This is a genomic window from Streptomyces sp. S465 (genome assembly GCF_026898115.1).
Lineage (GTDB): Bacteria > Actinomycetota > Actinomycetes > Streptomycetales > Streptomycetaceae > Streptomyces > Streptomyces luomodiensis.
In genome coordinates this window covers 9,199,413-9,215,049 of the sequence record NZ_CP114036.1, presented here as the reverse complement: position 1 = coordinate 9,215,049, position 15,637 = coordinate 9,199,413, and the positions used below count along the sequence as shown (strand labels likewise).

Sequence of the window (15,637 nt, the reverse complement as noted above, 5' to 3'; positions counted from 1 at the left end):
GTCGGGGACGGCAGCCGTCAGCGGGCGGATCCAGGGAGGACCGTCGTCAGGGGCAGGGCGGGCGTGAGGGCACGCAGCTGGTCGAGGACCGGCGCCAGTCCCTGCGCGGGCGCGCTGGTGAGGGGGTGGATCGCCACGTGGTCGGCTCCGGCGTCAAGGTGCTCCCGGACGCGGGCGGCGACGGTCTCGGCGTCGCCCCAGGCGACCAGCGCGTCGACGAGGCGATCGCTGCCGCTGCCGACGAGGTCGTCGTCGCCGAATCCGAGGGCGCGCACGTGGTTCACGTAGTTCCGCAGGGCGAGCCGGGTCGCGACGTGCGCACGCGCGATGGCGCGGGCCCGTCCGGGATCCGGGTCGACGACCACGGCCTGTTCGGGGGCGAGCAGGGGGTCGGGACCGAGCCGTTCCCGCGCCGCCGCGGTGTGCGACGGCGGGACGAAGAACGAGTGCGCGCCACTCGTCCGATCGCGGGCCAGCTCCTGCATCCGCGGCCGCAGAGCCGCCAGGACACGGGGCACGGGCCGGGCTGGGCGTGGTCCGCGATACGGGCGGGTGTCCAGCGCGTCGAGGTACTCCCGCAGGGCGGTGAGGGGCCGGTCGTGTCCTCGTCCGCGTCCGGCCTCGGCATGGCCGGCGCCCAGCCCCAGCACAAACCGATCCGGGAAGGCCTCGCCCAGCGTCTGCGCCGCGGCGTCGGTGGCGGTCGCGTCCCGCGCCCCGATGGTGGCGACCCCGGTGGCCACGGTGATCCGTGCGGTGGCGCCGAGCAGGAGCGCGCTGTGCGTGAAGACCTCCTTGTGCGCCGGGGATTCGCCGACCCACAGGGCGCCGTAGCCGAGGTCCTCGATCTCCGCGGCGGCGGCCGCGGTCCGCGCGGCCGGGACCTCCCCGAGCACGGCCGGCCACACCCCCACCGGTCCGATCCGGGCCGCGAGTTCCCGGGCGGCGGTCACGCCTGGCCTCCGGGCCCGAACTCCGGGAGGAAGACCGACGCGCCGGCCTCGCGGAAGGACACCGCCACTGGCTCGCCGATCACGGGATCGGCGGGGCCGGTCCAGGTGGTGGTCAGGTTCGGCCCGCTGTCGAGCCGGACCTGGACCACGGTGTAGGGCACCTCGTCGCCGGCGAAGTACCGCTTGTGGAAGCGCACCCAGCTGTTGACGCGCCCGGTGCCGGGGTCGGTCACCCAGCCGACGTCGGTGGTGAAGTCGCGGGGGCACACCGGTCCTGGCGGCCAGAACGTGTGGGCGCAGGAGTGGCAGACCGGGATGCGGAGTTCGCCGCGGGCCGCGCCGTCGAGGTGTTCGACGTCCTCGGGGTACCGCGCGGGAAGCGGTCGTGCGTTGGTCATCGCGGTCACCGGTCCTTCTGGAAGATGAGCGAGTCTCCGAACGGGGTCGCCCACTGGACGACTTCGCAGTCCGCCACCTGCCGCGCTCCGGCCTGGCCGCGGATCTGCCGGGTGGCCTCGATCATGTGCCCCCACCCGCAGATATGGGCCTCGGACAACAGGCCGCCCGCGGTGTTGGTCGGCAGGTCGCCGCCGAGCTCGATGCGGCCGTTCTGGAGCCACCCGAGCGCCTCGCCCTCCCCGGTGAAGCCGAAGCGCTCCAGGACGAACACGACGTTGGGCGAGAAGGCGTCATAGAGCTGGAGCGAGTCGACGTCGCCGGGCCCGGTCAGCCCGGCCATGGCATAGACCGGGTTGTCCTCGGCACGGCGGGTGTCGCCCTGGGAGAAGACCCCCAGTCCGGGCGGGGCGAAGATGAACTCGTCACGGCCGGCGTGCAGACCCTGCATACCGCCGATGACGACCGCGGGCTGCCGCAGGTCCCGTGCCCGCTCGACCGTGGTCACGAGCACACAGCCGCCGCCGTCGCTGAGCAGCGCGAAGTCGGGGCGGCGCAACGGCTCGACCACGTACGGCTGTGCCGCGTAGTCCGCGCGCTCGAGAGCCTTGGTCATCTGCGCGTTCGCGTTCCGCCGGGCGTGGCGGCGGAACGCGATCGGGACGGCGGAGATCAGCTCGGGGTCGTACCCGTAGCGGGCGCAGTACCGGCGGAACGCCATCGCCGCACCGGCGCCGGGTGCCGTCATCCCGTAGTGCGGCAGTTCGCCGTGCGACCCGCCGCCCTGGCGCATTCCCTCCAGGTCGCCGGAACCGCCGACGACGCCCAGCCCGGAGAAGGCCACGCCGCCCACGCAGGCGGCGACGTCGGCCGTACCGAGCGCTACCGCCTGGACGGCGGCCTGGAGGGCGGGGCCGACGAATCGGCCGTGGCTCCAGGTCTGCACGGCGGCGCGGATACGCAGCCCGAATGCCTCCGCCATCCGGTCGTAGTCGACGGCCAGCGGGTTTCCGACGTTGGTGAACAGGCCGTCGACATCCTCGGCACGCAGGCCGGCGTCGTCAAGGGCGAGCCGGAGGGCGTCGGCTGCGAAGCCGAGGGCGCCGCGTGTCGAAACGCGCGACACTTCGGTCATCCCGATTCCGACGACGGCCACCTGTCGCAGGGGCCCTAGGGGCATGGTGTGTCCTTTCTTGCGCGGCGCGCGGGGTCAGACGATCGCGTAGGCGTTGGCAGGGCTGCCGACCCCGCGCGGCAGCGGCAGAACGCCGGAGACGAGCAGGAAGTCGTAACGCCCGCGGGCGGCGCACACTTCGGCGAGGCGGCGGAGGTGCCACAGCTCTCCCAGCGGCATGCCCTGGAGGGCGATGAGCCGCCGGTGCAGGAAGCCCTTGGCGCGTTCGACGGGGAACACCTCGACGCCGACGTTGTCCACGGCGACCGCGGCGAACTCGTGGTCCCACAGGTAGCCCGCGGTGTTCTGCGAGGACTCCAGGCCGGGGCAGGCGAAACCGGTGCCGATGGTGCCGCGCAGGCGTGCGCGGTGCGCCGGCGGCAACGCCCGGTACCACTCGGTCCACCCGGTCCGGACCACGAGGATGTCGCCGGAGCGGAACGTGGTGCCCTGTGCCGCGGCGGCTTCGTCGAGCATGGCCGTGGTGATCTCGACCGGCTGGTCGGGGACGAGCGGTGTGCCGCGCGACGCGAGGTGGGCCGCGACGTCGACCAGGACGCCTCGGCCGCCGAAGCCGTGGTCGGCCCACCGGTCGATGCCCAGAACGCCGGTGGTGGCGAGGTCCTCCTCCTGCCTGCCGCCCCAGTAGCCGTGCCGGCCGGCCTTGATGTGACGCAGCCCGTCCCATTGCGAGGAGGACTGGAGGTAGAAGTCGTCGAGCTTGTCGTCGTGTCCCGCGGCGGTGTCCTCGACGAGGTGGCGGTAGCGGGCCCGCTCGTCGAACAGACCGGGGTCGGGCTCGTTCAGGGGGAGCGCCAGCGAGATCATTTCGCCGGTCCGGACGGCTTGGGCGGCGGCGAGGCGCTGCTCGGGTCCGATCAGGTTGAGCGTCCCGATCTCGTCGTCGCGGCCCCATACGTCCCAGGCGTGGTGCTCGTCGCGGCCGGGCAGGGTGGGCAGGTCGGTGAAGGCCGGGGTGCGCCGGAGCCGGCCGGTGGGCATGGTGGTCCGGGTCACCGGGCGGCCTCGAGCATCTCGCGCAGCTTGAGCTTGCTGACCTTGCCGGTGTGGGTCTGCGGCACCGATCGCGCGTCCATCACAACGAACCGGGTGGGCACCTTGTAGCTGGCGGCGCGGCCGCGGATGTACTCGGTCAACTCGTGGACGAGCTGGGCCTCGTCGGCCGGCCAACCGGTCTTCGGGACCACGACGCAGGCCATCTCCTGGTCGCCTTCCGGCGTGGCCAGTCCGACGACGTGGACCTGGTCGACGCCGGCGTGACCGGAGAGGATGCCCTCGATCTCCAGCGGCGCCACGTTGATGCCCTTGATCTTGAGCATCTCCTTCCACCGGCCGCCGAACGCGAGCCGGCCGTCCGCGTCGATCGAGCCGAGGTCGCCGGTGCGGAACCAGCCGTCCGCCGAGCGGGTACCGGCGTTGATCTCCGCCGAGCCGAGGTATCCGTCGATCACGCACCCCCGGACCTCGATCTCACCGGTGACGCCGGGCGGGCATACGGCGCCCGCGGCGTCGACGACGCGGATCCGCTGGGTCGGCAGCACGGTGCCCTGGGTGTGCAGCTTGATCTCGAGGGGGTCGTGGGCGTCGGTCATCGTCACGAAGCCGTAGGACTCCGTGAGCCCGTAGGCGGCGCACGCCTCGGAGATGCCGAGTCCCTCGATCGCGAGGCGCTTGTCCTCGGCGTTGAAGCCCACCGGACCGGTGCGCAGCGACGAGATCTCCCGGCTGCCGAAGCTCGGTGCGTCGAGCAGCGCCCGGACCGCCGTCGCCAGTCCGTAGGAGACGGTGCAGCGCTCCCGCTCGATGAACTCGAGGGCCTTGTCTCCTTCGACCTTCTCCTGGATGCACAGGGTCACCCCGTGGGTGAGCGCCACCGGAAGCGCGTTGCAGGCGCCGTAGCCGAAGAACAGCGGCATGGCGAACCAGAGCCGGTCGCCGGGCCGCAGGTGCATGCGCTCGCCCATGGCCCGGCCGTTGCGCAGGAGCTTGCCGTGCTCGAGCGGGACGGGTTTGGGCAGTGCCGTGCTGCCGCTGGTGTAGAGGATCATCGCGATGTCGTCCGGCGCGGCGGCCTGTGCAGGGGCCGGGCCGGGCACGGCGGCGGGCGGGAACGTCTGCGCCGCGGGCCAGATCAGCGCGCCCAGATAGCCCTCTGCGCGCCGGCCGGGTGCGAAGACGTCGCGGTAACCCGCCGCGCCGAGTTCGGCGAGCATGTCCTTGCCGAACACATACGCGTCGGTCACGACCAGCCGCAGTTCGGCGGTGTCCAACAGGTGGGCCAGCTCACTGGAGCGGTACCAGGTGTTGATCGGGACCGCGACCAGTCCGGCCCGCTGGGCGCCGAGCATCGTCACCAGCCACCGCAGCCCGTTGGGCAGCAGGATGCCGACCCGGTCCCCCGGCTGAAGCCCGGCGGCCGCGAAGGCGCCGGCCAGCTCGTCACAGCGGCGGACGAACTCGGCGAAGGTGATGCGTCCCTCGGGTGCCACCACGGCTTCCTGGTCGCCGAAACGGTTCGCCAGCTCGACCAGTGCGGCGGGGAACGTACCGGCCGGGCCGGCGTCCATATCGGTCGCAGTGCTCATGTCCGTCCTCGCGTCGTCGGTGCCGGTCATCGGAGTCCTTCGTGGTCGCCGTCCGGGTGGACGACCACGTCCGCGCGAACCAGTGCTCCGGTGCGGGGGTCGGCGTACTCGACGAGCCGGACTCCCGGTCGCGCCTGGCACCACTGTCCGCGCTCTCGCAGCCGTTCGTGGGCCTCGCTTCGGCGCACGGCCAGCCCGCCCTCGCGGGCCCAGCCCCTGCGGTCCTGGCGGATCCACTCGCGCTCGGCGCTGGTCGCGCCGTGATCGGGGTGCCCTTCCGCGTCGAGTACGACGCCGTAGGAGACGCGGGCGGCCTCGGCGGTGACCGCCCCGGATCGCACGTCCGCCGCCACGAGAGCGGGGTCGCGCTCGATCGGGTCGCCGTGTCCGCCCCCGCCTCCGACCCGCAGGACGACAACGTCCCCGGGGCCCACCGACAGCCCGAACTGCTTGCCCTGCAAGGGTTGTGGTGGTGCGGCCAGGTCGTCGACGGACCGCGGGACGCGGCCCTGGGCGAGTGCTTCGTCCGCGCGGGCACCGGCCACCAGCGCGGAGCCGCTCGTCGAGCCGGGGTAACCGCCGAAGACGCCGGCCGGCGGGACCTGCCAGCACGCCGCCATCACGTGTTCTTGGCCACCGGGCGTGTACCAGGGCATGAAGGCGAGGTCGATGCCCGCGCCGCCGCGTGTGCGGCCGGGTCCGCCGGAGTTCGGGTTGAGCCTGCGCCACAGGTACAGGACCGGGTAGGCGAGCTCGTTGATCTCGATGTCGGGGATGCTGTTCTGTGGCTGCGCGAGCACGCCACTGACGTCCATGCCGTCGGCGACAGCCTGCGCGCCGGCCCCGCTGCCACCCCCGTTCATGTCCGGGAACGGCACCAGCCTGCCGTCCTCGTCAGGGGCGTAGAAGAAGCTCGCGCTCCAGGAGTCCTGCCACGGTGCCATCACGTGCTCGCGCACGAAGGCGTTGTCGCTGCCGGCCTGGAGGTCGGCGAGCAGCCTGGTGACCACCTTGCCGATCCGGAAGCCGGTCTCGATGTGCCCGGCGCCCATCGGCGCCGGCATCCGGGCGTCGCAGATGGTGCCCGGTTGGGTGACGACCTCGATCGGCCGCAGCGTGCCCTGGTTGATGGGCAGGTCCGGGAGCAGGGTGATCAGCAGCGGGGATACGACCGCGCCCAGTGTGGTCGCGGCGCTGACGTTGATGAAGCCGTCGGTCTGCGGCGCGGATTCACTCAGATCGAACCGCAGCGAGTCGTCGGTGACCGTGAGCGTGCACCGGACCGGGTAGAGCTCGTCGGTGTGGCCGTTGTGTTCGGCGAACTCCTCCGCGGCGTAGGTCCCGTTGGGCAGGTCCGCGATGCGGCGGCGGACGGCCTTTTCGGCGAGGTCCTTCGCCGCCTCGACATAGGTACGGAAGGTCGCGGCGCCGTATTGTCCGATCAGCGCCTGGAGCCGCTCGTCGCAGCGGTGGCAGGCGGCGATGAAGCAGCGGATGTCGTTGAGGACCAGTTCGGGGACGCGGATGTTGGTTTCGATGATCCGCCATATGTCCTCGACGATGCGGCCCTGGTCGACGATCTTGACGCCGGGGAGCCGCAGCGCCTCGCCATAGGCCTCGGTCGCGATCGGGTTCATCCCGCCCGGCGCGAACCCGCCGAAGTCGTTCACATGTGCTTCGGCCCAGCACCAGGCCATCAGCTCGTCGCCGGCGAAGATCGGTCGCACCACGCCCACGTCGACGGCGTGGGCGTTGCCGGTGGTGAAGGGGTCGTTGCACAGGAACATGTCCCCCGCGCGGATCTCCGAGCGCGGGTAGGTGGCGAGGATGTGCCGCACGGCCTGGCGCGCGGCGCCGAGGTACATGGTGATGTAGCCGGCGTAACTGATGATGTCGCCATCGGCGTCGGCGATGAAGGTGGAGAAGTCGACTGCCTCCGCGATGGCGGGGCTGCCGGAGGCGCGCATCATCACCACGCCCATCTCGGCGGCGACGTTGTCCAGCGCCTTGGCGAGGATGTCGACGTCCACCGGGTCGAGCCGGGTCTCGTTGGTGAGGGTCATGCCGCGCTCTCCCCGGTGGTGGTGGACTGGGTGTCGGTGAGCAGGTAGTTCCGCCGGCCGTCGACCCGCAGGTCCCAGCCGGCCGGGAGCTGGATGGTGGTCAGCGGGTGCTCGATCAGCGCGGGGCCGGACACCCGGGCCCCCGTGGGCAGCCGCAGCGCGTCGTGGACGTCGACCTCTTGGCCGGTGGGACGGTGGATGCGCCTGCGGCCGATCGGTGTGACCTGGATGTCGGTCTCCGGCTCCGCGGGGACGGTCTCGATGGTTTCCAGCCGGCCGGTGGCTGTGACACGGACCGACATCAGCACGACCGGACTGCCCACCCAAGCGGTTCCGGTGCCGTATTCCTCCTCGTAGCGCGTGGGGAACCCGGCCTGGATCGCGGCCAGATCCGCCTCGCCGAGATCGTCGCGGCGCGGGATGGGGAGGCGCAGCTCCCACTGCTGGCCCGCGAACTTGAACTCCCCCTCCCACCGCACCTCGATGCGGTCGTCCGGGTAGCCGGCCGCACGCAGCGCCGCGACCAGTTCGTCGTCGAGCTCGCGCAGGGCACGGACCACCGCGCCGGCGTCGCCGCCCTGCCACATGGCCGAGCGGGCTCGGGTGCGGACGTCGTCGCTCGCGAGCAGGCCGCGGGCGGAGAAGACGGCGGCGTCGGCCGGAATCACGACCTTGCCGATGCCGACCGCGCGGGCGATGTCGGCGGCGAACAGGCCCAGCGCGCCGCCGAAGGCCACCATGGCGAATCGGCGGGGATCGTGGCCTCGTTCGACCGTGACCGCGCGGACGGCGTTGCCCATGTCGGCGATCACCATCCGATGCACATCCGCGGCGGCCCGCACCGCGTCGATTCCGAGCGGCTCGCCGATCTCGCGGGCCAGCGCCTCCCGGGCGCCGTCGACGTCGAGGGCCCTGCGGCCGTCCAGGAAGGACTTCGAGTCGAGGAGTCCCAGGACGGCGGACGCGTCGGTGACGGTGGGCCGGGTACCGCCCTTGCCGTAGCAGATCGGGCCGGGTTCGGCTCCCGCGCTGCGGGGGCCCACCTGGGGCACCCCCCGCGTGTCGAGCCACGCGATGCTGCCGCCGCCAGTGCCGATCGGCATCACGTCGATCTTGGACAGCGCGGTGAGGAAGCGCTCGCCCAGCATCACCCGCCGGGTGACCTGGGGGGTGGCGTCCCGCACTACCGAGACGTCGAAGGAGGTGCCGCCCATGTCGGCGGTCACGATGTCGCTCAGGCCGAGCCGGGTGGCCAGTGCCCGCGCCCCCATCACCCCGCCTGCGGGGCCGGAGTCGATGAGCGTGATGGGCCGCTGGCGGGCCTCCGCCGCGGACAGCGTCCCGCCGAAGCCCTGCATGAAGGAGACCGGCACGCGCAGCCCGCGGGCGGCGAGTTCGTGCTCGATCCGGCTCGTGTACTCCGCCACCCGGATGCCGGTGAAGGAGTTGAGCACCGTGGTCATCGTCCGCTCGTACTCCCGGATGACGGGGTGCAGACGGGATGAGACGCTCAGGAACAGTTCCGGGTACTCCGCTTCGACGATCGAGGCGAGCAGTTCCTCGTGAGCGGAGTTCGCGAAGCTCCACAGCAGGGAGACGGCGATCGAGTCGACCCCTGCGCCGACCAGCGTGCCGATGGCGCGCCGTGCCTCCGCCTCGGACAAGGCGACGATCACCCGGCCCTTGCGGTCCACGCGCTCGGTGACCTCGACCACGTGTTCCCGGGCGACGATCTGCGGGATGCTCAGCTGCTTGTGGTGGTCTCGGTGGGCGTTGCGGGCCGAACGGGCGATGAGCAGGTTGTCCCCGAAGCCCTGTGTGGTGATCAGGCCGACCGTGGCCCCGCGAAGTTCGGCGACCGAGTTGGTGACCACGGTGGTGCCGTTGACGAAGCGCGTGGTCGCGCCGAGCAACTCGGGCAGTGGCATCCCGATCCGGGTGGCGAGATTCTCCAGCGCCGCGAGGAGTCCGGCCGCGAGATCGTCGTGCGTGGTGTCGGCCTTGTCCGCATAGGACAGCCCGGTTGAGGAAAGCGCCGCGACGTCGGTGAACGTGCCACCGATGTCGCAGCCGATCTGGAACGTGACCGAGGAATGCAACGTCTTTGTCCTTCCCTGGTCGGTGCGCGGCGTGGGACTGCGCTCCGAGTGAGCTCGACCTTATAGACGACATAGTGTCGAGTCAAGCAACGAGTTGTCGTTTTTACTGGCCGGATCTGCCGTGATGCGGGCAGGCCAGGGCACGGGTGGTCGCGGCCGCGACCACCCGTTCTGGGGCGTGGTTCAGTGCAGGCGGGCCAGGAAGACCGCGACGTCCGGGCAGGATCCGGGGGCACGCACTGCCCGGACGATCGCCCTCGCGTCGTCGCCGAGCACCGCTGCCGCGTATGCGTGGAACTTCTCGGCCACACGGACCGCGCTCAGGTTCACGGTGTCGCGGTTGGTCGCCGACACGGTGCGGCCGTCGGCCAGCCGGACCGTCACCCGCGCGTCCCTGCGCCGCGGATAGGCGCGATCGGCCACGGGATCGACGGCCACCGAGATGCGCTTGGCCAGCGCCGCGAGGCCGGGGTCCGGTGGCCCGGTGTACCGGGCTGGGCGCAGGGCGCCGTCGGTCAGCGCGGCGGCGACCGCGAACTGAAGGCTCATCTGCCGGGAGATCGTCGTCGACAGCGATGTGCCGTTGTCGCAGCCGGGATACCGCGCCGCCGCGCCGGAGGTGTGAACCGTCGCCTCGACGACCGCCTCCGGGTCGATCCCCCGTTCGGCGAGCCGCTGTGCGGCGTCGATGGCCTCTTGGGTGAGGGCGCACGAGGGGTGGGCCTTGAAGAAGGTCGCCGAGACCGCCATCCGGTCCAGCCGGACCTCCGGCTTCCCTGCGCCGTCCCGGGTTCCGCCGAAGGCCTGCTGGAGGCCCAGCGTTCCCTCGACCGCCGACGCGGCCCCCGTCGCACCCTCGCGGGCCAGAAGGGCCGCCACGAGCCCTGCGCGGCAGGCGTTCGCGTTCTGGAAGAAGACCTCCGTGGTCCCGTCCCGCGCCCACTGGCAGATGCCGGCGGCGGAGCTGGCCGCGATGGCCAGTGCGTGGGCAGTGGTGGTCGTGTCCAGGCCGAGCAGGTGGGCGGTGGCGGCAGCGGCCCCGAACGGGCCGAACACGCCACTGGCCCGCCATCCGCGAGCCACGAAGTCGTCGGTCAGCACCGTGGCCGCGACCTGAGCCACCGCCTCGTACCCGATGACGACCGCGCGCAGCACGTCGAGCATGGGCGAGCCCAACCGCTCCCCGATCGCGAGTGCCGCGGGTATCACCACGGTGCCCGGATGCACCCGGCTCTCGGCATGCGTGTCCTCGTGCAGGAGTGAGTGGCAGCCGACGGCGTTGGCGAACACCGCGTCCGCCAGCCCGCTCCGGCGTCCGCCGCTCGCCCAGATCGTGGTGTCGCCACCGGTGCCCGCGATCGCCCGTGCCTGGGCGACCCACGGCATCTCGCGTCCGCCGTAGGCGCAGGCGAGGGCATCGAGCACGCAGGTGCCGCCCTGGTCGATCAGGTCGGGGGTGAGCCGTGGCGCCGCGGCGTCGAGCTGCTCCGCGAGCTCGCCGAGGAACACGGTCAGACTCCCTCAGTCGACCGCGCGCCGGGTACGTCGGCGACGTGGGCCGGCAGGTCCGGCGTGAGGACTTCCGGATGCCGCCGCCGCACGACCACGGCCGCCGCCAGGCTCAGCAGTGCCCCGAACATGAGGAACAGCGCCGGCGACCGGTTGTCGCCGGTCATCCGCACCAAGGACTGGCTGACGTACAGCGCGGGGCCGCCGAGGAGGGCCGCCGCCAGGGCGAAGCCGACCGCGAAGACCGTGGCCCGGACCCGGGCCGGGACGATCTCGATGTAGGTGGCGGGCGCGACCGAGGTGTACAGCGCGGGCACCACGCCGAGCAGCACGGTCGTCAGGATCACCGTGCCGAGACTCGTCGCCGACGACAGGGCCGCGAGGAGGGGGTACGCGAGCACCAGCATCGCGGCGGAGAGCCCGAAGAGCATCGGCCACCGCCCCCACCGGTCGGACAGCGGCCCGCCGACCGCGACGAGCACCACGGCCACGGCGATGCTGATGACCGTGGCCAGGGTGGCCTGTGCCGGTGTGAAGCCGAGCTGGATGATGTAGGACTGGGCGTAGGTGAAGGCGATGTAGTAGCCGATCTGCTGGAGTGCGGCGACACCGAAGACCAGGGCGATGAGCGACCAGTGCTTTGTGAACGACTCCTTGGCGGGCGAGGACGGGATCCGCCCCTGTCGCTCGAGGGCGCGGAACTCCGGTGATTCTTCGAGCCGGGCGCGGATGTACAGCCCGACGAGCCCGAGCGGCAGTGCGAGCAGGAACGGGATCCGCCATCCCCAGGAAGCCATCGCCTGAGGGGACAGGGACGCGCTCAGGAGCAGGACGACCCCCGCGGCCAACAGCAGGCTGACCACGCTCCCGATCTGCACGCGGCTGGTCATCGCACCACGCTTGCGCCGGGGGGTGAACTCCGCGGCGTAGGTCATCGCGGTGCCGTACTCACCACCGGCGGCGAGCCCCTGTATCAAGCGGCACACCACCAGCAGGGCCGGCGCCCACACGCCGATGGATGCCGCCGTGGGCAGCAGGCCGATGAGCGTGGTGGCGCCGGCCATCAGGACCAAGGTCGCCACGAGCGAAGGCTTGCGCCCGAACCGGTCCGCGATCGATCCGAACAGCAGCGAGCCGAGCGGTCGTACCACGAATGCGACGCCGAAGGCCGCGAACGCCGACAGAAGGGCGACGCCCGGCTGGGAGCCGGGGAAGAACAGCTCGGCTATCAGGACGGTCAAGAACCCGTAGGCCGCATAGTCATAGGTCTCGACGGTGTTGCCGACGGCCGCCGCGAAGGTCACGCGCCGCATCAGGGCTGGAGGCGGGGTAGCGGCACGGGGAATGGAGGACATGCGGGCTCCCAAGTCGTCTGTGACGTGAAGGCCGGGACCGACGTGGCGATACCCCTTCCCTGACGACGCGCCGACCGCCGATGCCGGAGGTGAGCCGGTCTGCGCAGCAGGAGCGACAGCCGCCCACCTGACCTGGGCACTCGTCGATGAAGCCGGAGTGACTGAGGTCTTGCATGGAGATTAAGAACGACACCCTGTCGAGTCAAGCATCATGCTGATGATCGATCGACAGGCGTCCGGGCCACGCCCTGAAGGCCGAGCGCGTCGACCCAAAGCCCGGTCACCACGTCCAGCAGCGCCTCTCGCTCGATCACGAAGACCTTCTGCACGATGGCCCGGAAACAGAGCTGATCGAGCTGCACCATGAGGAGTTCGACGCGCAGCCGCTGCCCCTCTCGGCGGTCCTCGGGGAATCCGGCGAGGTATTCATCCAGCTCACCGGCCAACTGATCAAGCTGGTCCTTCCACCTGGCCGCGACTTCGAGGTCACTCGCCATGGCCTCGTGAATGGCCGGCAACAACGGCGCCTGGTCCTCCCACCAGACGAGCGCCTGATCGAGCCACTGCCTCACCGACACCGCCGTCCCCTCGGCGAGGGCACGACCGAGGAGCGCCCAGTGGCGAGCGCTCTGAAGCTGCCGGACGGCCTGGTAGACCTCGTTGAAAACTTCGGCCTTGTTCGCGAAATGCAGGTAGAAGGTCGCCCTGTTGACCTTCGCCGCCTTGGTGATGTCACCGATCGACGCCTGCCCGTAGCCACGCTCCTCGAAGACGTGCCGCGCGGCGGTGGCGATGCGCCGGCGTGTCATCCGCCGCTGTTCCTCGCGCACCGAGAGCAGACCAGTCGATTCACTCGACGCCTTGTTGTCCATCCGGCAATCATAGGCGGCCGCCGCCGACCCCGGCGCACCAGCGGCCCCAAGGTGCCGGCGGCTCCCCGTGATGCCGCCGCAGCCTCGCTCGGACCCGCCTGCATCACCCCATACTGAGACATGGGTCCCGCCAGGTGAGGAGGCAGGGCAGGATGAACGCCTTCACCGATCACACCGACGCAGGGTTCTCCTTGCTCAACACCATCGCGGCGGCTGTCCTCGACGCCCAGGGCACCGTGCTGTGGTGGTCCCGCGCGGCCGCGGAGCTGCTGGACCGACCAGCCGCGGAGGTGTGCGGCCACCCGGTCGGGCACCTGCTCGCCGAGGAGTCAGCGTGCCGGTCCAAGGCCGCTGGGAACGCGATGCCGACGGCGGGACGGGCCCTGCTGCGACACCGCTCCGGCGGCAAGGTCGAGGTCGCCTTCCGGACGCTCCCGATGGAGGTCCCCTCCCACCTCCTCGTCCTGGCCGCGCCCACCCGCCGCGTGACCGACTGGGAACAGGGTGCCGCCCTCTTGCGGGCCCTGCTCGCCCAGGACCGGATCGGGATCGGCATCTACGACGCGGACCTGCGGTCGGTGCGGACCAACATCACGCCTGACAGGGACGACGATCCCGCCCTGTCCCCCGGCGGCCGACCGGCGCAGGTGACCTCCGCGCCGGACGCCGAGACCGCGGAGACGGTGCTGCGCCAGGTGCTGGCCACCGGCGTTCCGCTGGTCGAGCAGGAGCAGCCCATGCGCTCGCCGCGGGCACGCGAGCGTCAGCGGTGCGTCTCGCTGTCCGCTGTCCGGCTGGAGGACACCCAGGGACACCCGGTCGGCGTGGCCGCGCTCAGCACCGACGCCACCGAGCGGCAGCGCGTCCGCCGCCACCTGGAGCTGTCTCACCAGGCCTCGGTCAGCATCGGCCGCTCCCTCGATGTGCAGCGCACCGCCCAGGACCTGGTGGACGTCCTCGTCCCCGCCCTCGGCGATCTGGCGTGGGTGAACCTGGCCGAGGCGGTGCTCAACGGCGACGAGCCGCCCAAGTTCCGCGGCGGAGGAGAGCTGCACCTGCGCCGGGCCGCCGTGGCCTCGGCCACCGGTCCCTGGCCCGCCGCGATGCTCCAGCCAGGTGCGACGGTTCCGCACATCATGGACTGGCCCGGCCTGCGCACCCTCCAGAGCGGTGAGGCCTTCATCCTGCCCGACCGAGCCAGCGCGATCGCCACGTACGAAAACACCCCGGACTTGATCCCGCTGTTCATACCCGAGCGCGGGCATTCGGTCGCGTTGGCTCCCCTGGCCGCCCGCGGTCTGATGCTCGGCACGGTCGCGGTCTGGCGTACTGAGCGGACCGAGCCCTTCGCCGATGAGGACGCGGACCTGCTGGCGGAGATCGCGTCCAGGGCCGCGCTGAGCGTGGACACCGCCCGTCGCTACACCCGCGAACACCGCGCGGCCGTCGCCCTGCAACAACGCCTCCTCCCCCGCGCCGGCACCGACACCCCGGCAGCCGAGACCGCGGGCCTGTACCTGCCCGCCGGCGGAGGGGCCGATATCAGCGGCGACTGGTTCGACGTCATCCCGCTGCCGTCGCTGCGCACCGCCCTGGTCGTCGGCGATGTCGTCGGCCACGGCCTGCCCGCCACCGCCACCATGGGCCGCCTGCGCACCGCCGTGCAGACCCTGGCCGACCTGGAGCTGGAGCCCGAGGAGCTCCTCACCCACCTCGACGACCTCGTCCAGCGGCTCGCCGGCGAGTCCGCCCCCGAACATCAGGACGCCTTCGGCGCCACGTGTCTGTACGCCGTCTACGACCCCATCGCCCGCCACTGCACCCTGGCCAGCGCCGGCCATCCCCCGCCCGTCCTGGTCCGGCCCGACGGCACGGTCCGGAGCCTCGACATCTCCCCCGGTCCGCCACTGGGCGTCGGCGGCATGCCCTTCGAGACCATCACCCTCGACCTGGTCCCCGACAGCGTTCTCGCCCTGTACACCAATGCCCTGATCGACCGCGGCCGCCACGACCTCGATGGCGGACTGCGCCTGCTGACCGACCGTCTCGCCGCCCTGTGCCGCCCCGCTCGCCCGCTCGCGGAGGTCGGCCGCCGCCTGCTGGCCGACGCCGCCGATCCCCCGCCCCGCGACGACATCGCCCTGCTCCTCGCCCGCACCCGCGCGATCCCACCGGAGCACACCGCGAGCTGGGAGTTCCCCGCGAATCCCACCATCGTGGCCGACGCCCGAGGAGCCACCGTCCGGCAGCTGGCCGCCTGGGGACTGGACGACCTGACCTTCACCACCGAACTCATCGTCAGCGAACTGGTCACCAACGCCATCCGCTACGCCGGCGGCCCGGTCGGACTCCGGCTCATCCGCGACCAGGTGCTCATCTGCGAGGTCACCGACCCCAGCAACACCCAGCCACGCCTGCGCCGAGCCCGCTGGACCGACGAAGGCGGCCGCGGCCTGTTCCTCGTGGCCCAGCTCACCACCCGCTGGGGCAGCCGCTACAGCCAATCCGGAAAGACCATCTGGGCGGAACAGCCCCTCCCCGCAGGCTCGACCACCGCGCAGCTCACCTGACCATGACCGAGGGAGTCCGCGCTCCTGCCGGGCCAGGCGG

11 protein-coding genes are annotated in these 15,637 nt (G+C 71.8%); 1 reads left to right on the top strand and 10 read right to left on the bottom strand.

The window, feature by feature from the left end; translation table 11 throughout:
- Nucleotides 1–17: 17 nt before the first annotated feature.
- The 10 genes from N6H00_RS38630 to N6H00_RS38585 all read right to left on the bottom strand — a co-directional run bounded on the left by N6H00_RS38630 (nucleotide 18) and on the right by N6H00_RS38585 (nucleotide 13,027).
- The gene (locus tag N6H00_RS38630; RefSeq protein ID WP_268976566.1) at nucleotides 18–953 is read right to left on the bottom strand and encodes a TIGR03620 family F420-dependent LLM class oxidoreductase; all 936 of its coding nucleotides are present in this window, start codon (nucleotides 951–953) and stop codon (nucleotides 18–20) included.
- Entirely contained in the window at nucleotides 950–1,351 is a 402-nt protein-coding gene (locus N6H00_RS38625) for a Zn-ribbon domain-containing OB-fold protein (RefSeq protein WP_268976565.1), read from the bottom strand. The genes N6H00_RS38630 and N6H00_RS38625 overlap by 4 nt, the downstream gene beginning before the upstream one ends.
- 5 nt (nucleotides 1,352–1,356) lie before the next feature.
- A complete protein-coding gene (locus N6H00_RS38620; RefSeq protein WP_268976564.1) occupies nucleotides 1,357–2,529 on the bottom strand; it encodes a thiolase family protein in 1,173 nt (390 codons plus the stop codon).
- Between the two features lie 30 nt (nucleotides 2,530–2,559).
- The gene (locus N6H00_RS38615; RefSeq protein WP_268976563.1) at nucleotides 2,560–3,540 is read right to left on the bottom strand and encodes a cyclase family protein; all 981 of its coding nucleotides are present in this window, start codon (nucleotides 3,538–3,540) and stop codon (nucleotides 2,560–2,562) included.
- Nucleotides 3,537–5,129: a class I adenylate-forming enzyme family protein gene (locus N6H00_RS38610; RefSeq protein WP_268976562.1), complete on the bottom strand. Its 1,593-nt coding sequence runs from the start codon at nucleotides 5,127–5,129 to the stop codon at nucleotides 3,537–3,539. The genes N6H00_RS38615 and N6H00_RS38610 overlap by 4 nt, the downstream gene beginning before the upstream one ends.
- Nucleotides 5,130–5,155: 26 nt before the next feature.
- Nucleotides 5,156–7,192 (bottom strand): hydantoinase B/oxoprolinase family protein, encoded by a 2,037-nt coding sequence (locus N6H00_RS38605; RefSeq protein WP_268976561.1) that lies wholly within the window; start codon nucleotides 7,190–7,192, stop codon nucleotides 5,156–5,158.
- On the bottom strand, nucleotides 7,189–9,291 hold the full coding sequence (locus tag N6H00_RS38600) for a hydantoinase/oxoprolinase family protein (RefSeq protein ID WP_268976560.1): 2,103 nt from the start codon (nucleotides 9,289–9,291) through the stop codon (nucleotides 7,189–7,191). Before N6H00_RS38600 ends, N6H00_RS38605 begins: the two co-directional genes overlap by 4 nt.
- Nucleotides 9,292–9,474: 183 nt before the next feature.
- A complete protein-coding gene (locus tag N6H00_RS38595) occupies nucleotides 9,475–10,800 on the bottom strand; it encodes an MmgE/PrpD family protein (RefSeq protein WP_268976559.1) in 1,326 nt (441 codons plus the stop codon).
- 2 nt (nucleotides 10,801–10,802) lie between these two features.
- The gene (locus N6H00_RS38590) at nucleotides 10,803–12,113 is read right to left on the bottom strand and encodes an MFS transporter (protein WP_268976558.1); all 1,311 of its coding nucleotides are present in this window, start codon (nucleotides 12,111–12,113) and stop codon (nucleotides 10,803–10,805) included.
- A gap of 251 nt (nucleotides 12,114–12,364) precedes the next feature.
- Nucleotides 12,365–13,027, bottom strand: a complete 663-nt coding sequence (locus tag N6H00_RS38585; protein ID WP_268976557.1) for a TetR/AcrR family transcriptional regulator — start codon at nucleotides 13,025–13,027, stop codon at nucleotides 12,365–12,367.
- A gap of 152 nt (nucleotides 13,028–13,179) precedes the next feature.
- Here N6H00_RS38585 and N6H00_RS38580 point away from each other — a divergent pair, with 152 nt between their 5' ends.
- On the top strand, nucleotides 13,180–15,597 hold the full coding sequence (locus N6H00_RS38580) for a SpoIIE family protein phosphatase (RefSeq protein WP_268976556.1): 2,418 nt from the start codon (nucleotides 13,180–13,182) through the stop codon (nucleotides 15,595–15,597).
- Nucleotides 15,598–15,637 lie beyond the last annotated feature (40 nt).